Raw genomic sequence first — 22,104 nt, forward strand, 5'->3', positions numbered from 1 at the left:
TTTATGCGCTTACCACAAGGCCAACTGGGTACTGACCCCGGTTGTATCTACACCGCCCAGCTCTGCATAATGATGCAACTGGCTCAGCAGCTGACGGATGGGTGGGCCTGATTTGGCATGCGTATCGGTAATCACAATAAATTCGAGTACGCGTGCACGTTCTGACTGGCGCTGCTTGCTGACCCGATAACGTGGTACATCTTGGGTTAGCAGAGTCACACGACCGCGTTTCAGGTTGGCCTGCAATAAATCAGTCGCACTGATATTCCCGTCGGTGGAATAACTGGTCAGAATAAAACGTGCATTAATCGTAGCCAGCAAGGTCTCATACGCCTCTTTGGCATACTTGGAAGAGTTGTACTGGCTCGGGCGTTCTTTACGCCAGGCGCGGTCAATACCACTCTTGAAGCCCTTGGTATCTGGTGTCGGCAGATCGACCTGATCCCATAAAGTCAGCGCATTCAGTACATGATAATTACTGCTATAGGCATGCTGGTTATACGGCGGATCCAGATACGCCACATCGACCTCAAAACTGCTCATCTGATTGGCCAGATGTTGGGCATCCACACACCACATTTCAGCGGTCGGCCCTTGATGTTTCTTGTCTTCACAGAAGCGGCTTGGCGTCAGCCAGAGTAAAGATTCAATCCGTTCCAGTGCGGTCTGGGTCTTGCCGCCCCAGCCATGATGGAAACTTTTAAATACGCCGGAAGTATTGCTGACAAAACTGGCTGAATATAATAGTGGTGCCAGCAAAGCACTCATTTCGACATCATCAATTGCACCTTGTGCCTGCCAGGTGGCAATCTGCTGGCGGATCGCATCAATCCGCATCCCGTTACGGCGTTTAAAAAACAAACGGTCACGCGACGGATCATAAATTTCATCATTACGTGGACACAGGTTATGCGTCACCCAGCCTTTGACTTCGGGCAGACGGTTTAGATAATCAATGGCTTTCTGGTAGCCACCCAATTCTTTAAACGCTGGTGCCTCAGTACAGGCCAGCACCGCATGATTCAGCGCATGACTGTAGGGCTCCCAGTCATTGGCAATCACCCGATAACCGTTTTGACGAGCCAAACGTGAGACTACACCAGAGCCGGCAAAGAAGTCGGCAAAAATAGGAGCACGGCCATCAGTACGGTTTAGGGTGCCTGTACTCTCAAGCGCTTCCAGAATTAAATGCAGCAGACGGCGTTTGTTGCCCAGATAAGGAACCAGCTGATGGAAAAGATACTCATCGGTGGTACGCGCCGCATGGCGACGTTTATGATAAACCGTAGACTCTGAACTCATAGTGTCTCTTGAAAAGGAATTAACCTGAAGCGCACATCCTCACCGAAGCGAGTTACATCGCGCAGCTTAAATCGGAGTTGTTCGGCCATACGGCTGAATTCTGCATTAAACATAGTACGTGCAGACCGGCCCAATAGGGTGGGTGCAACGTAACTGATCAATTCATCAACCAATTGTTCTTGTAAAAATGCCGTAGATAAGGTCGCCCCTGCTTCCACCAGCACATCATAAATCTGGTACTGCCCAGCCAGCTGAGCCAATAATTGTTTTAAAGGCTGTACTGCTAATTGTAACACACCCAGATCAGCCAGCTCTTGACGGAATGGCCCCATGACCATCACGCTGTCAGGCTGCGCTAGAATTTTCGCTGTCAATGGCAGACGGCCTTGGCGGTCTAAAATAATCCGTTTTGGCTGAACCACTGTGCTCATGTCATCAATACCATTGAGCTGACGGACATTTAACTGGCAGTCATCTGTAAGTACAGTCTCAATGCCGGTCAGGACCGCACCAGAAATGGCGCGCCAATGCTGCACATCCTGACGCGCCTCGGTTCCGGTAATCCATTTCGATTCACCGGAAGCCATAGCAGTACGGCCATCTAAACTCGAGGCAACTTTAAGGCGCACATAAGGCATACCGCTGGCCATGGCTTTCAGAAAACCTTCATTTAAGGCGTGGGCTTCTTTCTGAGCGATCCCCACTTCCACTTCAATGCCGGCATCTTGCAAGATCTGTACACCCTTACCTGCCACCAGGGGGTTCGGGTCAGGACAGGCCACCACCACCTTGGCCACACCGGCCTCAACCAGCCCTTTGGCACAGGGTGGCGTACGGCCATAATGTGCACAAGGCTCCAGAGTCACATAAGCGGTTGCCCCACGTGCCTGCTCTCCAGCCTCGCGCAGTGCAAAAACCTCTGCATGTGGCTGTCCGGCTTGGGGATGAAAACCCTGACCGACAATCACCCCATCTTTCACAATCACACAGCCAACATTCGGATTCGGTTTGGTGGAATACTGGCCCTGCCGCGCCAGTTCAATAGCACGATGCATCCAGCTCTGTTCCTGCTTGAATTCAGTCATGTCTGGTCTTGATTTTCACGTAGTTGCATCTGTTCAATCTGACGGCGAAAAGCTTCGACATCCTGAAAATCCTGATAAACCGAGGCAAAACGGACATAAGCGACATGATCCAGCGCAAATAACGACTGCATGACAATTTCACCAATCGTTCGCGACTTCACATCACGTTCTCCCAAGCGACGGATCTGCAACTGGATATCACTGAGTACGGTTTCAATCTGTTCCTGTGTCACCGGACGTTTCTGCAAGGCATGCATCAGAGAACGGCGCAATTTGGCTTCATCAAACGGTTCATTTTTACCATCCGATTTGATGACACGTGGCATCACCACTTCATAACTTTCAAAAGTCGTGAAACGTTCATTACAACTGATACATTCGCGGCGGCGGCGAATCTGACAGCCTTCAGCGGCCAAGCGTGAATCAATCACTTTACTGTCGGCAGTATTGCAAAATGGGCAATGCATAGCGGTTTAATTGAACAAATCCTGTTGAGTCCCGAGTGTAGCAAAATTTGCAAACTTTGTAGAGTCTTACGCAATATATAGAAAAAAAACAGCCCATATGAGCTGTTTTGCACTATATATTGATTATAGGGTATTGATTATTATTCGACACGTTCGCCGTGTTGGCTCAAATCCAGTCCTATGCGTTCATCTTCACAGCCGATACGAATACCCATGAGCAAATCGAGCAGTTTCAGGATCACAAAAGTCATAAGGGCAGAATAAGCGATGGTGGCCAGTACCCCTTCAATCTGAATCCAGAGCTGGCTTATTATATGATCAGGTGCCTGTTCCCCCATAATAAATTCACTGGCGAAGAAGGCGGTCAGGATCGCACCAACAATCCCCCCTACACCATGCAGGCCAAAAGCATCTAGAGAGTCATCGGCTTTCAGGGCACGTTTCAATCCGGTAATGCCCCAGAAGCACACCACTCCCCCTATTAGGCCCATAGCCAGTGCACCGCTGACCGTCACAAAACCTGCTGCTGGCGTAATCACCACCAGACCGGCAACTGCACCTGAAACTGCACCCAGTACAGACCCCTTACCACGCACTACTTTTTCTGTGATTAACCACGAGATGGCTGCAGCTGCCGCAGCGACCTGGGTGACCACCAGCGCATAGCCGGCAGCACCATTTGCTCCGAGCGCCGATCCGCCGTTGAAACCGAACCAGCCAACCCAGAGCAGGCTGGCCCCCATTACTGTCAGGGTCAAATTATGCGGTGCCATCGATTCACGGCCCAGTCCCATACGTTTACCCAACATATAAGCCGCCACCAGACCGGCAATACCGGCATTAATATGCACGACAGTACCACCCGCAAAATCCAGCGCCCCATCATTGCCTAGCCAGCCCCCACCCCATACCCAATGGGTAATCGGTGCATACACCACCACACTCCAGAGGGCAATAAAAGCAATGAAGGCACCAAACTTCATACGCTCTGCAATCGAGCCACTAATAATCGCCACCGTAATAATGGCAAAGGTCATTTGAAAAATCACAAACAGGATTTCAGGAAGTGTGCCGATAAGCGTGTCGGGGCGAATACCGGCCAGCATAAATTTATCCAGCCCCCCCATAAAGCCATTGCCTTCACTAAAAGCCAAGCTATAACCCAGAAAAACCCAGCTCAGGCTCACCACGGCGGCGGCAATAAAGCTATGCGCCATCGTAGAGAGCACGTTTTTCTTACGTACCATCCCACCATAAAAGAGGGCCAGACCGGGAATAGTCATGAACAGGACCAAAGCGGTAGACACCAGAATCCAGGCGGTATCACCTGTGTCTAATGTAGATTCTTTTTCTGTTTCTGTTGGAGCAGTGGCAGCAAGCGCGGTGGGCGCTTGTGTAGAGGTAGCAAGATGGGGGTCATGGCGCAATAAATTATCTGATGTGGAGACCGGTACTGTTGCAGGCTGCTCAGCCCAAGCAACAGAACCGCCCAAAAGTGCGCCCGACAAACTGAACGCAAGTAGCATATGTTTCATTTGTATCCCCGACCAAGTTTTTTGTGAGTTATTCGATACTCAGCAAACTTCGTGCCAAATTAGACAGCATCTGCACCTGTTTCACCGGTACGGATACGGATCACCTGCTCCAGATTAGTAACGAAAATTTTACCGTCACCGATCTTGCCTGTACTGGCTACACGCGTAATAGATTCAATTACTGCCTCCACCATTTCATCGCTGATCGCGATTTCAATTTTGACTTTTGGCAGGAAATCTACAACGTATTCAGCACCACGATACAGTTCAGTGTGGCCTTTTTGACGACCGAAGCCTTTAACTTCAGTGACAGTGATACCTTGCACACCAATTTCAGATAACGCTTCACGCACGTCATCCAGTTTGAAAGGTTTTACGATTGCAGTTACGAGTTTCATGTTTGTTTTCCTTCGGCTTATTTCACCAGTAAGGTTTTATGTTCAAATTTCATGCCAAGATTTCTAAGGTCGGGGGAAATTAGAAAAATTAACATGATGTTTCTTTATACCCCATTTTATACTTATAACCAGTTGGATTCTGCAAAAATGAAATATTTTTTATGTAGATTAGGAGGAGTTGCTGACACTTCATCTATATGGGGGAAGACATATATTTTTTAGTTGATATGAGGCCTACCCAGGCCGTTCAGTCATTTTCAATCGGTGACTCACAACGGTAGAATAACCGCTACTACAAGAGTGCTGATCGAATCTGCCTATATTTTATCTGAAATACTAGGGTCTCTATTCTGGCAGTGATACACTGTTGCCTCATTTCCATGAGGATGAATCGGACCATGATTGAAACCCTGTTACAAGCGATTTTGCAACAAGTCGAACAGCCTAAAAAAGACTTGGAACACAACCTGCGTGCCTTATTAAATGAAACCGTGACCAAGATGGATCTGGTCTCTAAAGAAGAGATCGAGCGCCAGCGCACTGCTTTGCAGCATGCCAATCAGCGTTTAAATGAGCTGTTAAAACAGGTTGATGCCCTGGAAGAGAAAATTTCCAACAAAAAATAAGCACCACATCAGTGCACAAAAGACGCCAAACTTATAAAAATAATGCACTCAATTGGAACAACAATATGTCTTTTGCCAAAATTTATACGCGGGGCTTATTCGGCCTACATGCCCCTTTAATTGAAGTCGAAGTTCATGTCAGTTCCGGCATGCCTTCTCTCACCATTGTAGGCCTACCTGAAGCCGCTGTCAGAGAAAGTAAGGATCGGGTACGTTCAGCCATTCTCAATAGTGGTTTTCAGTTCCCGACCAAACGCCTGACCATTAATCTTGCCCCTGCGGATCTGCCCAAGGATGGTTCACGTCTGGACCTGCCGATTGCACTAGGTATTTTAGTGGCTTCGGGCCAGCTTCCTGAAAACTGTACCGATCATCTGGAGTTTATTGGCGAACTGGCACTGGATGGACAATTACGTTCTGTCACGGGCATTTTAAGTATCGCGATTGCCTGTCAGCAGGCACAGCATCAACTGATTTTACCAAGCAGCAATGCTCAGGAAGCCTGTCAGCTGCCCGATATTCAGGTCTTTGCTGCTCATCATCTGAAAGACGTCTGTGAACATCTGGCACAAACCCACCTGCTTCCTCCATTTACCACTCCCCCTCCCGATCAGCATGCTGCTTATAAATTTGATCTGGCGGATGTGAAAGGCCAGTTAAGACCACGTCGGGCGCTGGAAATTGCTGCAGCGGGTGGCCATTCCCTTCTGTTCCGTGGGCCGCCCGGTACTGGTAAGACTTTGCTGGCATCACGGCTAGCCAGTATTTTGCCACCACTCAATAGCCAGGAAAATCTTGAAGTGGCCAGTATCTACTCGATTGCCAATACCAGCCATCCGTTTGGACAACGGCCATTTCGTGCTCCTCATCATACTGCTTCTGCGATTGCCTTGGTTGGCGGAGGTTCACATCCTAAACCGGGGGAAATTACCCTGGCACATTTAGGTATACTATTTCTGGATGAATTACCTGAATTTGACCGCAAAGTCTTAGAAGTATTACGCCAACCACTGGAATCCAAAGAAATCATAATTTCACGGGCTTCCCGGCAAATCACTTTTCCGGCCAATTTTCAGCTCATTGCAGCGATGAATCCGTGCCCATGTGGCTATGCTTTTCATCAGGACAGTCGCTGCCAATGTTCACCGGACAGTATCAAGCGTTATCAGAACCGGATTTCAGGCCCGCTGCTAGACCGTATTGATCTGCATATTGATGTGCCTCCTTTACAGGCACACGAATTACAAAATACGCAAGCCGCGGAAAATTCCGAATCGGTAAGACAGCGGGTGATTGCCGCCTATGAATTACAGATTCAGCGACAAAGTGCCCTGAATATGAGTTTAACTCCTCAGCAACTGGAGCAGTATGCGACTTTGGATCAAACTACCCAAAAGATGCTCGAACTGGCCCAGAAGAAATTAAATCTGTCAGCACGCGGCTATCATCGGGTCTTACGGGTTGCTCGCACTATTGCTGATTTAAATCAAAGTGAAACCATTCAAGGTCAGCACCTGTCAGAAGCGTTATCGTATCGCGGCCAGCATCAGCCCTGAATCAAAAAAGGCGACCGATTGTCGCCTTGATACACCTCTGGCTTTCTGTGCTTTAAAAACTGTAGCCCAGAGTAAATACTACTTTATTCTTCTGTTTTTCATCAAAGCGGTCATAACCGCCCAGTATATAATTCATACTGGCGCTCAGCCCTGTCTTGTCAAACTTTTTACTCAAACCGATGTCAAAATGACGAAAGCCAAAATGTTCAGCTGTACCTTCAAGATCACCTGATTTTTCGTAAGCATACAGCCCCAATGCGGTATCCAGATTAAAATCCTGCGCTAATGGATGGCGATAAGTCGCTTTAACATAGGTATCACCTGCATTGCCCCAGGTCAGGTCCTCAAGCAAGGTTTGCACAGTCAGACCGAAGTCTTGATAAGTCCAACCCAATAAACTTTCAAAACCATTGGCAGCGCTGGTATCAATATCATAGTAGTAATAATAGGTCAGACCAAGTGTATAGCCCCAGTCTTGATTCACTGCACGATTGATCCCAAGATAAAGATTATTTTCAAAAGCATTCGGCAAGTTATCGCCATAATCCAGCGTAGAACCCCACCAGCCTGCATACACACCTGAGGCATGCTGATAATTCAGCCCAGCCTGGAGAGTTGCATTTTTATTTTCAGGTGTATTGGTGATACCGCGCAGGTTGTAGCTGGAAAGTATACTGATATTACCGGAAACCCTATGTTCAGCTGACGGTTCTTCCGCCAGACTCCAGCCAGAAACAGCACTGCCTAATCCAACCACCAATGTTTTTAACATGAATTTCATTCTTACCCCCAAATGCCTCAAGACGTACTTATGCTGATGTAGTGGACTCCAGTTAGGCGATGCAAGAGCTATGCCAATCAGCAGGGTAAAAAGCACAGTCGAATCAAATCAGTTTTTATTTTTTTTAATAATAAATGCAGTTTCAAAACGGATAAGAAGCCAGTAAATCCACACATGCTCTTATTCTGCGAAGATTTTTAAATCGTTTTTTTAAAGTCTATTTGACTTTCACTAGTATTTTTACTGAAGAATAGGCGCACATGGTTGCAGAGTTAAATCTTTATCAATTGTTTACTATTCAAGCAAGCAAAACCTGACATGTAATGACTTTTCAGTCAAAACACGGCCTTATTAAATCATTCCTCTTATCAACAGCCAGCTAAATTAAAATTTAAATTAATGTTTTTATTGAGTTTTATCTAAAAATTCATGTCATTCTAGCGGATCTTATATAATTTTCACTAAAGCTTAAAGTTATAAACTTTAGTAGAAAATATTAAATAAAAATGACACTTTTTTAGCTAATCTTATACAATTCCTAAAATTTCCATTCACTTTGTATAAGGCTCTCTCCCCAAATGCAACAGAAAAAAAAATTAGCATTGGCAGTTTTAATTCAATCTGCCCTAGTCTCAACCGCATTTGCCAGTGAGCAAAGCGAATCTAAAGGTTTTGTTGAAGATGCAGAAGGTTCTGTCCTGTTCCGTACGGGTTATTTAACCCGCGATAAAAAAAATAGGGTGGCAGATACCAGTTCATTTGCGCAAACTGCAATTGTTAAACTGGACTCGGGCTTCACGCAAGGAACTGTCGGTTTCGGTGTGGGCATTATCGGAGATGCCTCTTTCAAACTGGGTGAAAACGGACATACTGGAAATGATATGATCCCTACCCACCCTCAAGCTAATCCGGATGGTACTCAAGATGCTTACGACCACTGGGCTCGTGGCGGCGCATATTTAAAAGCTCGCGTATCGAATACTACAGCAACTTATGGTACTCAAGTTCTGGACTTACCTGTACTTGCAAGCAATACTGCGCGTTTAGTGCCTGAGTACTACACGGGTGTATTGGTAGAAAGTAATGAAATTGAAAATTTAAGCTTAACTGCAGGTAAGTTTACAGAAAACCTGCTTTCAGACCAGATCAATTCTGATGGTGCAGAGCTGGATCGTGCTGTGGTATGGGGTGCGAAATACCAATTCAATAACAATTTAAATGCGTCTTACTACGGTACAGATATTAAAGATCGCCTGGACCGCCATTATATAAATGCCAATTACACCAAGGCCTTAGCGGATAAAAGCTCCTTAACTTATGAAGTCAGTGGCTATCATACGCAGTGGGATCGTGAAGCCAATGACAAGCTTTATTCATATATAGGCTCAGCAGAAGATAAATATAAAAACTCGATCTGGGCAGTTTCCACTACCTACAATACCGGTCCACATAATGTTATGGTGGCTTACCAACAGAACTTTGGTAACACTGGCTATGACTATGGTTTAGGGACAGGTGTAGGCGATGGCAAACAGAGTATTTACCTGCCTAACTCCTACCTGTCAGACTTCATTGGGAATGATGAAAAATCAGTTCAACTACAGTACACCTTTGATTTTGGTGCTGTAAATGTACCTGGCCTGTCTTGGACCTCTGCTTTTGTTTATGGCTGGGATATTAAAGCCAATAAAGCTGAGCATGCAATTCCAGATGATACAAACTCAGCAGTTATTGCACGCACTCTGACTAACAGTAATGCTCACGAGCGCGAATTCTTTAACCAGGTGAAATACACTGTTCAGTCTGGTTTTGCCAAAGATGCAAGCTTACGTCTTCGTCATTCTTACTATCGTGCAAGCGATGCCTATGAGACCACTTACATCGGTGATACCAACGAATGGCGTATCTGGTTAGACATTCCTGTGAAACTATTCTAAGTTGCTCGAATCTCAAGCCATAAAAAAACCTGCACATTGTGCAGGTTTTTTAATTTAAGCTTTAAGATTTAAAGACCTAAACTAACAAGAAAATCTATTATTTATTGGCTTCTGCATAAGCTGCAATTGAATCCAGTACTTCTTGTTTTGCAACATCCGCACCTTCCCAACCGCTCAGTTTTACCCATTTTCCTGGCTCTAAATCTTTATAGTGCTGGAAGAAATGCTCGATTTGGCTAATCAATAGCGGAGGAAGATCGGTATATTCTTGAACATCTTTATAAATTGGAGTCAGTTTGTCATGTGGAACTGCAACCAGTTTCGCATCAATACCGCCATCATCTTCCATATTCAATTTACCGACTGGACGGCAACGAATCACAGAGCCTGGCTCAACCGGATGTGGAGTAACAACCAGCACGTCTAATGGGTCACCATCCAGGGATAATGTATTCGGTACATAACCGTAGTTTGCTGGGTAGAACATTGCTGTACCCATAAAACGGTCAACAAATAACGCGTCAGAATCTTTATCGATTTCATATTTGATCGGTGCTGCATTGGCAGGAATTTCGATAATCACATAGATGTCGTTTGGCGCATCTTTACCTGCTGGGATATTGCTGTAGCTCATAGCGTCACTCTTTAACAAGTTATATCTTTGAAAAAATCGCCACAATTATAACGGTTTTTGCAGATTTTTTTTGGTTTTAGCCGAGGGAACTGCAAATATGTTGACCCATTCCGGATTTAGTTAGACGATCTTGATAATTAATAGCAATAAAGTAATCGGGCACAGGACCGACAGCAGCCAGACGATAGACCTTAAAGTCGCCCAGTTGGCCAAATAGCAGATTCCGTACAATACACGAAACACCAGATAGGCAATGCCGAAAGTCATCACCAGTTTTTGTGAGATGACCATATATTCAGCTAATAAAATTGCAGCAATAAATAAAGGTAAACTTTCAAAGCTGTTTTGCTGGGCAGCATGGGCCCGACTGGCCAGTCCTGTCGCTTTGTCTAAAAATGCTCTTGGATTCTGATTGTCTTTGGCACTAAAACCAGCAGATTTTTTGGCGATAAAGGTAAAAACATAAGGTAAAAGGCAGGCGGCCAAAATGAGATAGATAATCCCACTAATGCTGTACATCGTTTTTTCTCTTACAGGCTTTTATCGCTATCATAACATGGCATTTAGTGAATAAATTTTGTTAAATAGGGTGTTTTTATAAATATTGAAGGCTTCACGATGGTTGCACCTGATCAAAATGAAATGTTTGAGGTTCTCGAGAAACAGCGTCAACATCAACGTCAAGTGGATCGTGTCTTAAAGATTGTCCTGCCGATTGTGGCTTTTTTACTGACGGTCATTTGTGCCAATATGAATGTCTGGTCTACCCTGTTCACTTTTGTTGTGTTATGGGTCGGCTTTTATGCGGTCGGAATCAAGCGCTTACCGCTCTGGCACTGGATCATCGCCCTGCTGGTCTATTGTTTGCTGGATAATATTCTCAGCTATGGTGAATTTCACCAGAAAGGCTTTACCCGTCAGTTTGGGGCCATGTTTATTTTTCTGGGAATTGTCGGTGTAGGCCGGCCCTATTTTGATCGCTGGTTAATGAAATAACTCATCAAAAAAAAGCGCCCTGAGGCGCTTTTTTCTTGTATAACTTAACTTGGCTGAGTTAAGCAGTTTTACGTAGATCTTTGCGCAGGATTTTGCCGACGTTGGATTTCGGTAATTCATCCATAAACTCGACATAACGTGGACGCTTATAACCAGTCAGATTTTCTTTAGCATATGCCAAGATTTCTTCAGTCGTTAAAGACGGATCTTTTTTCACCACAAACAGTTTTGGCACTTCACCCGATTTTTCATCAGGCACACCAATAGCAGCCACTTCCAGAACTTTTGGATGCTTGGCAACCACCTCTTCAATTTCTGAAGGATAGACGTTAAAACCGGATACCAGAATCATGTCTTTCTTACGGTCGACAATCTTCACATAACCACGTGAATCCATCACACCTATATCACCAGTGCGGAAGTAGCCATTCACCATAACTTTGGCTGTTTCATCTGGACGGTTCCAGTAACCTTTCATCACCTGAGGACCACGGATCGAAATCTCACCCTGCTCGCCGATTGGCACTTCGTTGCCGGCATCATCCAGCATGGCTACGTCAGTTGATGGTAATGGAATACCAATCGTGCCGCTAAATTCTTCAGAGGCTGGCGGGTTTGCAGTCGCCACCGGAGACGTCTCCGACAGGCCATATCCTTCAATGATATTGGTACCGGTTACTTTTTTCCATGCTTCTGCCGTTGATGGCAGAACTGCCATACCACCGCCCATGGCCATCTTCAGACGGCTATGATCCAGCTGCTTGAATTCTTCATTATTCACCAGCGCATTAAACAGGGTATTAACTGCCGGGAAGAAAGTTGGCTGGTATTTACGCAATTCTTTCATCACTGCCGGCAGGTCACGCGGGTTTGGAATCAGGACATTCGCCTGACCTTTATACATACCATATAGCGCACAAACCATGAAGGCAAAGATATGATAGAGTGGCAACGCACAGAAAATACGGTCATCTGGCTGACCATCCTGCGCACCAAATTTACTCTGGAAAATTCCATCACACTGCAACATGTTGGCCACCAGGTTGCGATGGGTCAGTTCTGCCCCTTTAGACACCCCTGTGGTACCCCCGGTATATTGCAGCACTGCGGTATCATTGAGAGTCAATTCAGGACGTTTATAATTGTTCGGACTGACCTTGTTGATTGCTGTGTTGAACTTCACATGCCCAGGAATATTCCAGGCTGGAATCTGCTTACGCACCGAACGTAACACAAAGTTGACCAGCGTACCTTTTAAGGTACCCAGCATGTCACCCACAGAAGCAACAACCACATGCTTGACTGGAGTCTTACCAATAATGGCTTGATAAATAGATGCGAAGTTTTCAATAATTACCAGTACTTCAGAACCAGAGTCATTTAACTGATGTTCAAGTTCACGTGAAGTGTAAAGCGGATTCACATTCACCAGTACCAAACCAGCGCGGAATACCCCGAGTGCCACGACTGGATATTGCAGAACGTTTGGCATCATGACTGCCACACGTGTACCTTTTGCCAGCCCCAAGCTTTGTAGATAAGTTGCAAATTTACGGCTAGCTTCTTCCAGTTCATTGAAAGTCATCACTTTATCCATAAAGATAAAGGCATCACGTGAACCAAATTTCTGGAAGTTACGTTCAAAAATATCTATCAATGAAGTATTTTCTGCTGGTAATTCTACAGTTTCCGGAATCCCTGTTTTTTGGTATTCAGCGAACCAAATTTTTTCCATAATCCCAATCTCTCCAATCATAATCCTTAGAATTTCAACTGTTTTTTTCAATTCCGCCTGTCGTTTTTAGACTTGTATGTGTGCGGCCTTGCATCCATCTTGTCGAATCGTTGCTCATATATAACGTATTTTATAAGATGGATGCTAGTATTATCTTTGAATCAACAGTTTATTTGCTTTTTGATATCCACGCGGTAAAAGGTGTCCTTTTGCTCCCCGCTTGCCTATATACTTTTGCAAATCGTCCCCTTTTAATTTTAATTGCTGCTGTCCTGCAAAGACTTGAAGCATTTCATCCAGATTCAATATTGCCATGGATAAAACCTGATCCTTATCCTCGAGTTGTATCAGTTTATTACCTTTACCCTTGTTCAGTACAGGCAATTCTGACAACTCTACCAGCAGCAAACGGCCGGCAGAACTGAGCAGTGCAAGATAGGCTGCACTGTCAACTGACTGTAGGTTCATGATCTGCGCGCCTTCTGACAAATTCAGGAAAGCTTTGCCAGCTTTGGCATTGGTATCCAGCTGCTTGGCCTGGGTTTTAAAGCCATACCCCTTGCTGCTGATTGCCAGAATTTCAGTTTCATCTTCCGCCACCAAGACCTGCTTGAAACCTACTCCACTTGCCGGAGAAAGTTTTGAACTGAGAGGCTCACCCAGTCCGCGTGCTGAGGGCAGACTGTTGATTGGCAAGGCATAGCTGCGTCCCGTTTCATCCAGTACATAGACCCGCTGATTGGATTTGCCTTGTGCATGGCTAAGATACTGGTCTCCGGCGCGATAGTTCAGCTTCTCGGCATCGACTTCATGACCTTTGGCACAGCGAATCCAGCCAGCCTCTGACAACACCACCGTCACTGGATCGGCAGGCAACATCTCCGATTCATCAATGGCGGCAGCTTCAGCCCGCTGTACGATCGGCGAACGGCGATCGTCCCCGAATTTTTTGGCATCCTCTTTCAGTTCAGAAATGATCAGGGTCTTTAAAGACTCCGGATTGGCCAGCTGTTCACGAATAACCGCGGCTTTGGCTTCCAGTTCTTCCTGTTCACGGCGTAGCTCCATTTCTTCAAGTTTGGCCAGATGACGCAATTTAAGCTCAAGAATGGCTTCAGCCTGAATCTCATCTATCTGAAAACGCGCCATCAGTACCGGTTTAGGCTGATCCTCTTCACGAATAATCTGAATCACTTCATCAATATTCAAATAAGCAATGATCAAGCCACCCAGGATATGCAGACGTTTTTCAATCTTGTTCAGATGATATTGTAAACGGCGGGTGACTGTCGTTTTACGGATTTCAATCCATTCCAGTAAAATACGGCGAATCGATTTTACCTGTGGACGGCCATCGGCACCGATCATGTTCATATTGACGCGATAACTGGATTCCAGATCAGTGGTGGCAAATAAATGGCTCATCACCGATTCAGCATCAATACGATTGGAACGTAGCACAATCACCAGACGCGTCGGATTTTCATGATCCGATTCATCACGCACATCGGTCACCAGCGGCAGTTTTTTTGCCTGCATCTGGTCAGCAATCTGGGTAATGATTTTAGAGCCGGATACCTGATAAGGCAGCTCGGTAATTACGATTTCATTTTTATCAATTGTATACACGGCGCGCATCCGGTAACTGCCACGACCGGTGGTCTGGATTTTAAGCAGTTCTGCTGGCGGGGTGATAATTTCCGCTTTGGTCGGCAGGTCAGGAGCAGGAATATATTCTGCAATTTTGACATCGGTCAGATTCGGATTACGAATTAAAGCGATGGTACCTTTTACCACTTCACGCAGGTTATGCGGCGGAATATCGGTGGCCATCCCCACTGCAATCCCGGTGGTGCCGTTAAGCAAAATATTTGGTACACGTGCAGGCAGATTGACCGGCTCTTTCATTGAACCATCAAAGTTGTCCTGCCAGTCACAAGTGCCCTGCCCCAGCTCGGATAACAGCAGCTCACTGTATTGTGACAGCTTGGCTTCAGTATAACGCATCGCAGCGAAAGACTTCGGATCATCCGCTGAACCCCAATTGCCCTGTCCTTCAATGAACGGATAGCGATAACTAAAAGGCTGAGCCATCAATACCATGGCTTCATAACAGGCTAAATCACCATGCGGATGATATTTCCCCAATACATCGCCCACGGTACGTGCAGACTTTTTTGGCTTGCTGGTCCATTTCAGTCCCAGCTCGCTCATAGCATAGACAATACGGCGCTGAACCGGTTTTAAACCATCACTAATATGGGGTAATGCACGGTCCATGATTACGTACATGGCATAGTTAAGATATGCCTGTTCAGTAAACTCTGCTACGGAACGGTTTTCTGTCGCATGATGCGCAAGGCTTGTCATAACAACCTATAGTCCTAAAATTCGTTTTTGTATCAATTAATGTTTCTTATGCTAAATCGCGGCTGTGAGCTGCACAAGGGCATCAGCCTACACAGCGCGACAAATCGTGTCTTATGGGCTAAAAATATCCATTTTGCAGGGTCTGAGCAACCAGAAATTCGTGTTGCTACAATCCCATGGATTCCAGTGTGCGGCCTTTGGTTTCTTCGCCGAGGATTAAAATCACCAAAGCCACCAGAATCAATACCCCGGTAAACATGGTAAATACATAACTGAAACCGCTTGGCATGGTCATTAAATGGGTTACTGCAAAGGGCGCCACAATACCGCCAAGACGGCCAATTGCCCCGGCCCAGCCTGAACCGAAAGCACGGATATTGGTAGGATACTGCTCTGGTGTATAGGTATAGAGCACTCCCCAGGCCCCCAGGTTAAAGAAGGACATCAAACAGCCCCAGACCACAATTTCAGTGACACTGCCGGACTGGCCAAAGAAATAAGCTGAAAGTGCACACATGCCGATAAAGCCCGCCAGCGTCAGTTTGCGCCCCAGTTTCTCCACCAGCCAGGCCGCCACCAGATAGCCGGGTAATTGGGCCAGAATCATGATCAGCACATATTCAAAAGACTGCACGATACTATAGCCTTCTTTGACCAGCAGACTCGGTAACCAGGTAAAAATACCGTAATAGGAAAAAATAATCCCGAACCAGATCAGCCAGAGCATCAGGGTCCGGCGGGCAAATATCCCTGACCACAATTGGCTAAAGGAAATATTCTGTTTTTCTGCCACCGGTTTGACCTCAAAGATTTCAATAACCTCGACCCCACATTGCGCTTCAATCTTTCTCACCAGTGCATGCGCTTCATCCAGACGGCCCCGATTGATCAAAAACGGAATGGACTCTGGTACCATTTTCCAGATCACAATCGCATACAGGGCCGGTATTCCACCAACCAGAAATGCGGTATGCCAGTCAAAAGTTGGAATTACGAAATAGGCAATCAGTGCGGCACACAACCAGCCCAGACCCCAAAAACTTTCCAGCAAGACAATAAACCGGCCACGCACATGCGCCGGAATATATTCACTGACCAAGGTCACGGCCACTGGAAGCTGCCCGCCCAGGCCCAATCCCACCACAAAACGGCAGACCAGCAACCAGGTCAGATTGGGGGCAAAAGCACAGGCCGCAGTTGCCAGACTGTAAACCACCAGAGTCCCGGCAAACACGGTTTTACGGCCCCAGCGATCTGCCAGGCCTCCTGAGCAGATCGCCCCAATTGCCATTCCCACAAAACCGATAGAAACCACCCAGCTTTTTTCATCCGCGCTCATCTGCCAGTCTTCTGCCATTTTGGCCAGAATAAAGGAGATTAGTCCGGTGTCCATAGCATCAAACATCCACCCCAGTCCAATCACCACGAGTAAGGTATAGTGAAATTTACCGATTGGTAGGCGTTGCAAGCGGGAAACTAAGTCCATAATCAATCTCTGTGCAGGTGAACGGAAACCACTGTTTTCCCAATAAAAGTAGGAGCGAGTTTATTTTTATACTCTGCATTAAAGCAGAAGCGAGCCGATCCGGCTCGCTACATCAAGAAAAACCGACAAAATCAAGAAGCGTCTTTGGAAGAAGCAGATTGCTCATCATTATCTTTATAAATGAATTTTGGCATTTCCAGTCCAAAATAAATGGCAATCAGGCGCAGGCTAAAACCAAAAATCAGGGTTGAAATGACGGTAACTTCCAGCGACATGCCGATATGGGTACAAAGCCAGTAGAAAATGACCGATACAAAGGAAATACTGGCATACAGTTCGCGACGGAACACCAGCGGCACATCATTACATAAAATATCGCGTAAAATACCGCCTGAAACTCCGGTCAATACACCGGCCACGGCGCTGACCACAAAGCCATGTCCCATTTCCAAAGCAATTTGACAGCCAATAATGGTAAAGCCAATCAGTCCCAGAGCATCTAAGATCAGGAAAATATTACGCAGATGACGCATCCATTTGGCGATCAGGATGGTCACAAAGGCCGCACAACAGGTCAGCACCAGATATTCAGGATGTTTCACCCAGGTCAGGGGATAATGCCCCAACAGCACATCACGGACTGAACCACCGCCAAGTGCCGTGACACAGGCAATCAGCATCACCCCAAACCAATCCATACTGCGTTGACCAGCGGACAATGCCCCGGTCATCGCTTCTGCGGTAATGGCAATAATATAGATTATGAGCAACAACATCGCCCTGCTTCCACCTGAGGCTTTGAGATGGCAGATATTCTAAGCTAAATCACTCGAAAAGTTATAGAAATTGCTCACAACATTGTTTAAGTTTTTTCCCTGAACCACAAATACAGGGCTGCTTCATGGTCAGCGTCTGCTCTAACGTCGGATCTAGAAAATACCAGCGTCCCGCCTGTTTAACAAAATGTGAAACTTCATGATGAACCTGGACCTGTTTGCCATCATGGAAATGGGCCTTAAATTCGACCAGCGCATGGCTTTTATCCAGTTTTTCATTGGTCTGTACAATGTCCAGCTGTAGCCACTGATTCGAGACACTCCAGTCACGAATGGCGGGAATATCCAAAGCCTGCTGTTGCCCTAAAGCAGTCGTAGACTGAATATAGTCAATCTGCTGTCTGGCAAAAGCACTATAGCGGGAACGCATCAGCTGTTCTGCCGTGATAGCCGCTTGCTGTCCTTTATGCAGCGGCTCACAACAGCTTTCATATTCACCCAATCCGCAAGGACATCCTGACATGTTCATTTCTCATAAAAAATAGCCCATTGAAGCGAGCTATTTTATCAAAGTTTCAATTCCAGATTTGCTGCCGAAGCCATTTAATCTGAACTTGGTACCTGAGGAATAATATGCACCTTCTCGATTTTATGGCCATCCATGGTCACCACCTCAAAGATATGACCATCGGCTGTAAATTTCTCGCCATTTTCTGGTAAACGTCCCATATGGAACAGGATATAACCAGATAAAGTCGAATATTCTTCCAGCTCATTCACCAGGTCACGGTCCAGAAGCAGCGAAACATGACGAATATCAATTGAACCTTCAAGTAACAGGCTGCCATCTTCCAGACTTTCTGCCGAGGCTTCCAGTGCATCTTCATCCGGGAATTCACCAGCAATTGCTTCCAGCACATCAATTGGCGTGGCGATCCCTTCAATAGAACCATACTCATTCAGGACCAGTGCCATTTGTAAGGGTGCCTGACGCAGTTGATCCATTACCATTAAAACCTGCACATTTTCATGCACGATGACTGGCTCTCGCAGATGCTTTTTAAAGTCAAGCAGGCCAGTTTCAATATATTCATTCAAGACTTTATGGGTCAGCACCACACCGGCGATATTGTCCAGCTCGCCATGTGCCACGATCAGACGCGAATGGCTCATGTTCAGCAGCTGGTTCTTGATGCTGTCCTCGCTTTCATTCAGATCGATCCATTCCAGTTCAGGACGTGGAGTCATGACCGACTTGACCGGACGCTCGGATAATCCCAATACGCCCTGCACCATCACGCTGTGATAGACGCTGTTTTCGCTATCAAAAACCTCATCGGCAAATGCACGGGTCGCCAGCACATCTTCAGGCTCAGGATGATCTGTATCTTTGGCCGGTTTTCCGCCCAGCATCCGCATCACGGCTGAAGCCGTACGATAACGCAGGTCAGTCGTTGTCACCATTTTTTCCTGGTTACGTCGCATGGTCTGGTTGACAAATTCCACGATAACCGAGAAGCCAATCGCCGCATACAGATAGCCTTTTGGAATATGGAAACCAAAACCTTCGACCACCAGCGAAAAACCGATCATCATCAGGAAACCCAGACACAGAATGACCACGGTTGGATGTTTATTGACGAAATCCATCAGGGCTTTGGAAGCCCACAACATAATGCCCACCGCGATAACCACCGCAATCATCATAATAGACAGATGATCAACCATGCCGACTGCGGTAATGACACTGTCGAGCGAGAACACGGCATCCAGCACCACAATCTGTACGATGACCATCCAGAAGACTGCATGTACCGGATTTTCTTCTTTCACATGCGGTTTGGATTCAATCCGCTCATGTAACTCCATGGTGCCTTTAAACAGCAGGAACACCCCACCAAACAGTAAGATCAGGTCACGTCCTGAAAATGGATGTTCCAGAATATGGAACAGCGGTTCGGTTAAAGTCACCACCCAGGCAATTGAGGCCAGCAGCACCAGACGCATTAACAAGGCCAGCATCAAGCCGACGATACGGGCGGTATTCCGTTGCTCTGGCGGCAATTTTTCCGCCAGAATGGCAATAAAAACGAGGTTATCAATCCCGAGAACAATCTCAAGAACAACCAGGGTGAGCAAGCCTACCCACGCAGACGGGTCTGACATCCATTCAAAAATCATGGGTGAACCTCCTGAAGATCAGTGAGTCCCTGTGTGCTGATGCCAAACTGCGGTTCAGCTTGATTATTCTGTGTTGTGTTATGGCGATAAATCTGCTTAAAGCGCCAACTTCGACTACCCATGTAAGTTCTATTGTTGTGAAACAGATTTTCAGTATAGCAAGATCAATCTGAATTTCATCAGTTTTCATGCAAGCTACACAGATTCGGAGCGAATCACGCCCAGATCAACCAGCGACTGATGGAATTGTCATATTTTTTTATTAAGTTGCAGCCGCCAGAGAAAAAAATGATAAGGTGAAGAAAATAAATGCAAAGTGTAAAAGAAATGACCGATTATTTTAAAGATAACTCCCCCAAAACAACGCGTCCTCTGGTCGCCCTTTATTGTGGTTCTCGTGCCGGAAATAAACCTATTTATCAGGAAAAAGCCATTCAACTCACCCAAGGACTGGCCGAACACGGTTTTGGCCTGGTATATGGCGGTGCGAGTATTGGCCTAATGGGCCAAGTGGCTGACACCATGATTCAGCATGGCGGAGAGGCAGTGGGAGTCATTCCCGAATTCATGCTGGATTATGAGATTGCCCATCATCAGCTGACCGAACTGCATATTGTGACCAGCATGCACCAGCGCAAAGCCCTTATGGCAGAACGTGCTTGTGCTTTTGTGGCCTTACCCGGCGGTCTGGGCACGTTTGAAGAAATTCTGGAAATTGCCACCTGGGGCCAGCTCAACCAGCACCAGAAGCCGATGATGTTGTATAACGTGAATGGTTTTTATGATCCGCTGATTGCCCAGCTTGATCTTGCAGTACAGGAAGGCTTCTTGCCACCCCAACACCGTGCCAAACTGATTGTGTGTGAACACGCTGACCAGATTTATAACAGCTTGCTGAATCTGGATACGCCAAAACGCTTTGTTGGCTAAGTCTTCCCGCATCAAAAAGCGGGCCTGATGCCCGCTTTTTGATGCCTATATTTTTACAATTTTCAAACCGCTTAACCCGAAATCAGATTATAGAACCACGGCAAGGTCGTCGCCAGAAATATACTGATTGCCAGACCTAACATCAGTTTCATGGCATCTTTGCTGACATTGCGGGAAGTACGGTGCTTGTTGACTTCATTAATTAGCATCGACATGGCAAATTCACGACCGGCCAGCAGTCCCAGGAATACCCAGGTAGTACTCATCGGGATATTGCTCCACTCTTTAAACACCAGCAGAATAAGCGCATACATAAAGTCAATGATGGTGGCAGCACGCACATCGGTCACGCCAGTTTTGGTATCAACAATATTCTGGATGGCGCCACCACGCTGATACAGGATGACACCCAGCAGCAGAACAAAGACAGAAATGGCAAATAGCAGGAATTCAAACGGCACCTGACGCGGCACATACACAAAGATATTGGCCAGATCCTGAATCAGCCACTGGCTCCACAGGAATGCCGTTGACAGCCATTGTAAGGCCACCCACAAACGGGAATGCTGCTGATCACGGGTTTCACTAAAATAAACCGACAGCTTGTTCACCACAAAGCGGTAGATGATGATTGCGGCAAAAAAAGCCACCGCATAGCCCATCATGGACTTGGTCAGCATTGAACCCAGACTGCTTGGGGAGAAAATTGTCAGGACCAGGAATGTGGTACTGACCGGAATACCGTATTTGGTCAGGAGAATCAGGAGCAGAGGTGGCACGACGTAGAGCCAGGTAATACCACCCTCAGGGAAAGGAATCGTTTCCAGACGGCCATAAGAGGCATCCCCGACACCAGAGCTATACCAGCCGTAGATCAGTACCACGACCAAAATAGTGCTGATATAAATCCACAACAGCCACCAGGGACGGTGGGAGTTTGACGAAATAAAAGTACCCAAGGTTTGGGGTACGTCATTCCCGACAATTGAATAGGCAGCTAAACAAAAGCCAATTACCATTAAAATTTCAATAGTCATAAAAAAAGAAGCCTATATCATCTGTGGACATTCACGAACCTATCGCTAACCCACCATAAAATTGTGACAATACTATGGCATCTTTATGACAGTTTAGTGAAAGCATTTAATTCTTTCAGTAAAAAAGAACCGGTTGTTTTAGCGCCTATTTATACTGGAAATTTAATTCTTATTTTAAGGTGATTGAGATAGCTATGATGTTCAATAAGGACTCCTCTGTATAATAACTTCATCCGTTCCAGTTTTACAGGGCTTTTCCATAAACACCTGGC

At 46.2% G+C, this 22,104-nt stretch carries 20 protein-coding genes; 5 read left to right on the plus strand and 15 right to left on the minus strand.

Translation table 11 applies throughout. The features are described from left to right. Positions 1-9 precede the first annotated feature (9 nt). The 5 genes from E5Y90_RS12865 to glnK form a co-directional block, all read right to left on the minus strand. Positions 10-1,302 (minus strand): DNA adenine methylase, encoded by a 1,293-nt coding sequence (locus tag E5Y90_RS12865; protein WP_151205585.1) that lies wholly within the window; start codon positions 1,300-1,302, stop codon positions 10-12. Further along, complete coding sequence (gene ribD / locus E5Y90_RS12870; RefSeq protein WP_174660394.1) at positions 1,299-2,387, minus strand: bifunctional diaminohydroxyphosphoribosylaminopyrimidine deaminase/5-amino-6-(5-phosphoribosylamino)uracil reductase RibD; 1,089 nt, start codon at positions 2,385-2,387, stop codon at positions 1,299-1,301. The genes E5Y90_RS12865 and ribD overlap by 4 nt, the downstream gene beginning before the upstream one ends. Then, positions 2,384-2,854 carry a transcriptional regulator NrdR gene (nrdR, locus tag E5Y90_RS12875; protein ID WP_151206620.1) on the minus strand — a complete coding sequence of 157 codons (471 nt, stop codon included), beginning with the start codon at positions 2,852-2,854 and terminating at the stop codon, positions 2,384-2,386. Before nrdR ends, ribD begins: the two co-directional genes overlap by 4 nt. 140 nt (positions 2,855-2,994) lie before the next feature. After that, positions 2,995-4,389 carry an ammonium transporter gene (locus tag E5Y90_RS12880; protein WP_174660395.1) on the minus strand — a complete coding sequence of 465 codons (1,395 nt, stop codon included), beginning with the start codon at positions 4,387-4,389 and terminating at the stop codon, positions 2,995-2,997. 59 nt (positions 4,390-4,448) lie between these two features. Next, positions 4,449-4,787 carry a P-II family nitrogen regulator gene (glnK, locus tag E5Y90_RS12885; protein WP_151204174.1) on the minus strand — a complete coding sequence of 113 codons (339 nt, stop codon included), beginning with the start codon at positions 4,785-4,787 and terminating at the stop codon, positions 4,449-4,451. A 398-nt stretch (positions 4,788-5,185) separates the two neighbouring features. On the opposite strand from glnK, the gene E5Y90_RS12890 reads away from it, so the two are divergent. Then, complete coding sequence (locus E5Y90_RS12890) at positions 5,186-5,413, plus strand: accessory factor UbiK family protein (RefSeq protein ID WP_174660396.1); 228 nt, start codon at positions 5,186-5,188, stop codon at positions 5,411-5,413. Between the two features lie 65 nt (positions 5,414-5,478). Then, entirely contained in the window at positions 5,479-6,969 is a 1,491-nt protein-coding gene (locus tag E5Y90_RS12895) for a YifB family Mg chelatase-like AAA ATPase (protein ID WP_174660397.1), read from the plus strand. Positions 6,970-7,021: 52 nt separating this feature from the next. On the opposite strand, the gene E5Y90_RS12900 is transcribed toward E5Y90_RS12895, so the two are convergent. Further along, positions 7,022-7,750, minus strand: coding sequence for a TorF family putative porin (locus tag E5Y90_RS12900; protein WP_174660398.1), 729 nt, complete (start codon positions 7,748-7,750; stop codon positions 7,022-7,024). A 578-nt stretch (positions 7,751-8,328) separates the two neighbouring features. Between E5Y90_RS12900 and E5Y90_RS12905 the strand changes: the two genes are divergently transcribed. Further along, positions 8,329-9,687 carry an OprD family outer membrane porin gene (locus tag E5Y90_RS12905; protein WP_174660399.1) on the plus strand — a complete coding sequence of 453 codons (1,359 nt, stop codon included), beginning with the start codon at positions 8,329-8,331 and terminating at the stop codon, positions 9,685-9,687. A 97-nt stretch (positions 9,688-9,784) separates the two neighbouring features. Here E5Y90_RS12905 and ppa read toward each other — a convergent pair whose 3' ends face one another. Both ppa and E5Y90_RS12915 read right to left on the minus strand, forming a co-directional pair. Beyond that, positions 9,785-10,321, minus strand: coding sequence for an inorganic diphosphatase (gene ppa / locus E5Y90_RS12910; RefSeq protein ID WP_151204156.1), 537 nt, complete (start codon positions 10,319-10,321; stop codon positions 9,785-9,787). Between the two features lie 120 nt (positions 10,322-10,441). After that, positions 10,442-10,840, minus strand: coding sequence for an MAPEG family protein (locus tag E5Y90_RS12915; protein ID WP_174660400.1), 399 nt, complete (start codon positions 10,838-10,840; stop codon positions 10,442-10,444). Between the two features lie 99 nt (positions 10,841-10,939). Between E5Y90_RS12915 and E5Y90_RS12920 the strand changes: the two genes are divergently transcribed. Further along, positions 10,940-11,317: a hypothetical protein gene (locus E5Y90_RS12920; protein WP_174660401.1), complete on the plus strand. Its 378-nt coding sequence runs from the start codon at positions 10,940-10,942 to the stop codon at positions 11,315-11,317. Between the two features lie 58 nt (positions 11,318-11,375). Here the strand turns inward: E5Y90_RS12920 and E5Y90_RS12925 are convergent, their stop codons facing one another. From E5Y90_RS12925 to E5Y90_RS12950, 6 genes are all read right to left on the minus strand, one after another. Beyond that, positions 11,376-13,052, minus strand: a complete 1,677-nt coding sequence (locus tag E5Y90_RS12925; RefSeq protein WP_151204153.1) for an AMP-binding protein — start codon at positions 13,050-13,052, stop codon at positions 11,376-11,378. A 150-nt stretch (positions 13,053-13,202) separates the two neighbouring features. Further along, a complete protein-coding gene (gene parC, locus E5Y90_RS12930; RefSeq protein WP_174660402.1) occupies positions 13,203-15,422 on the minus strand; it encodes a DNA topoisomerase IV subunit A in 2,220 nt (739 codons plus the stop codon). Positions 15,423-15,588: 166 nt separating this feature from the next. Beyond that, positions 15,589-16,908: an MFS transporter gene (locus tag E5Y90_RS12935; protein ID WP_174660403.1), complete on the minus strand. Its 1,320-nt coding sequence runs from the start codon at positions 16,906-16,908 to the stop codon at positions 15,589-15,591. A 131-nt stretch (positions 16,909-17,039) separates the two neighbouring features. Then, complete coding sequence (locus E5Y90_RS12940; RefSeq protein ID WP_151205032.1) at positions 17,040-17,684, minus strand: trimeric intracellular cation channel family protein; 645 nt, start codon at positions 17,682-17,684, stop codon at positions 17,040-17,042. Positions 17,685-17,745: 61 nt separating this feature from the next. Continuing rightward, positions 17,746-18,213 carry a YchJ family protein gene (locus E5Y90_RS12945; protein ID WP_373688372.1) on the minus strand — a complete coding sequence of 156 codons (468 nt, stop codon included), beginning with the start codon at positions 18,211-18,213 and terminating at the stop codon, positions 17,746-17,748. A 74-nt stretch (positions 18,214-18,287) separates the two neighbouring features. Beyond that, positions 18,288-19,865, minus strand: a complete 1,578-nt coding sequence (locus tag E5Y90_RS12950) for a TerC family protein (RefSeq protein WP_174660405.1) — start codon at positions 19,863-19,865, stop codon at positions 18,288-18,290. A 309-nt stretch (positions 19,866-20,174) separates the two neighbouring features. Between E5Y90_RS12950 and E5Y90_RS12955 the strand changes: the two genes are divergently transcribed. Continuing rightward, positions 20,175-20,795: a TIGR00730 family Rossman fold protein gene (locus E5Y90_RS12955; RefSeq protein ID WP_151205035.1), complete on the plus strand. Its 621-nt coding sequence runs from the start codon at positions 20,175-20,177 to the stop codon at positions 20,793-20,795. A gap of 71 nt (positions 20,796-20,866) precedes the next feature. On the opposite strand, the gene E5Y90_RS12960 is transcribed toward E5Y90_RS12955, so the two are convergent. Beyond that, on the minus strand, positions 20,867-21,832 hold the full coding sequence (locus E5Y90_RS12960; protein WP_151205036.1) for a hypothetical protein: 966 nt from the start codon (positions 21,830-21,832) through the stop codon (positions 20,867-20,869). Positions 21,833-22,104: the final 272 nt, after the last annotated feature.

This window comes from Acinetobacter sp. 10FS3-1 (assembly GCF_013343215.1).
GTDB lineage: Bacteria > Pseudomonadota > Gammaproteobacteria > Pseudomonadales > Moraxellaceae > Acinetobacter > Acinetobacter lwoffii_C.

Excerpts from the sequence above, each read along its gene's own strand:
- E5Y90_RS12895 (WP_174660397.1), top strand. The coding sequence starts at position 5,479 with ATGTCTTTTGCCAAAATTTATACGCGGGGCTTATTCGGCCTACATGCC.
- E5Y90_RS12915 (WP_174660400.1), bottom strand. The coding sequence starts at position 10,840 with ATGTACAGCATTAGTGGGATTATCTATCTCATTTTGGCCGCCTGCCTT.
- E5Y90_RS12940 (WP_151205032.1), bottom strand. The coding sequence starts at position 17,684 with ATGTTGTTGCTCATAATCTATATTATTGCCATTACCGCAGAAGCGATG.
- E5Y90_RS12955 (WP_151205035.1), top strand. The coding sequence starts at position 20,175 with ATGCAAAGTGTAAAAGAAATGACCGATTATTTTAAAGATAACTCCCCC.
- E5Y90_RS12925 (WP_151204153.1), bottom strand. The coding sequence starts at position 13,052 with ATGGAAAAAATTTGGTTCGCTGAATACCAAAAAACAGGGATTCCGGAA.
- E5Y90_RS12865 (WP_151205585.1), bottom strand. The coding sequence starts at position 1,302 with ATGAGTTCAGAGTCTACGGTTTATCATAAACGTCGCCATGCGGCGCGT.
- E5Y90_RS12935 (WP_174660403.1), bottom strand. The coding sequence starts at position 16,908 with ATGGACTTAGTTTCCCGCTTGCAACGCCTACCAATCGGTAAATTTCAC.
- glnK (WP_151204174.1), bottom strand. The coding sequence starts at position 4,787 with ATGAAACTCGTAACTGCAATCGTAAAACCTTTCAAACTGGATGACGTG.
- nrdR (WP_151206620.1), bottom strand. The coding sequence starts at position 2,854 with ATGCATTGCCCATTTTGCAATACTGCCGACAGTAAAGTGATTGATTCA.
- E5Y90_RS12880 (WP_174660395.1), bottom strand. The coding sequence starts at position 4,389 with ATGAAACATATGCTACTTGCGTTCAGTTTGTCGGGCGCACTTTTGGGC.
- E5Y90_RS12950 (WP_174660405.1), bottom strand. The coding sequence starts at position 19,865 with ATGATTTTTGAATGGATGTCAGACCCGTCTGCGTGGGTAGGCTTGCTC.
- E5Y90_RS12900 (WP_174660398.1), bottom strand. The coding sequence starts at position 7,750 with ATGAAATTCATGTTAAAAACATTGGTGGTTGGATTAGGCAGTGCTGTT.
- ppa (WP_151204156.1), bottom strand. The coding sequence starts at position 10,321 with ATGAGCTACAGCAATATCCCAGCAGGTAAAGATGCGCCAAACGACATC.
- E5Y90_RS12920 (WP_174660401.1), top strand. The coding sequence starts at position 10,940 with ATGGTTGCACCTGATCAAAATGAAATGTTTGAGGTTCTCGAGAAACAG.
- E5Y90_RS12905 (WP_174660399.1), top strand. The coding sequence starts at position 8,329 with ATGCAACAGAAAAAAAAATTAGCATTGGCAGTTTTAATTCAATCTGCC.
- E5Y90_RS12890 (WP_174660396.1), top strand. The coding sequence starts at position 5,186 with ATGATTGAAACCCTGTTACAAGCGATTTTGCAACAAGTCGAACAGCCT.
- E5Y90_RS12960 (WP_151205036.1), bottom strand. The coding sequence starts at position 21,832 with ATGACTATTGAAATTTTAATGGTAATTGGCTTTTGTTTAGCTGCCTAT.
- ribD (WP_174660394.1), bottom strand. The coding sequence starts at position 2,387 with ATGACTGAATTCAAGCAGGAACAGAGCTGGATGCATCGTGCTATTGAA.
- parC (WP_174660402.1), bottom strand. The coding sequence starts at position 15,422 with ATGACAAGCCTTGCGCATCATGCGACAGAAAACCGTTCCGTAGCAGAG.
- E5Y90_RS12945 (WP_373688372.1), bottom strand. The coding sequence starts at position 18,213 with ATGAACATGTCAGGATGTCCTTGCGGATTGGGTGAATATGAAAGCTGT.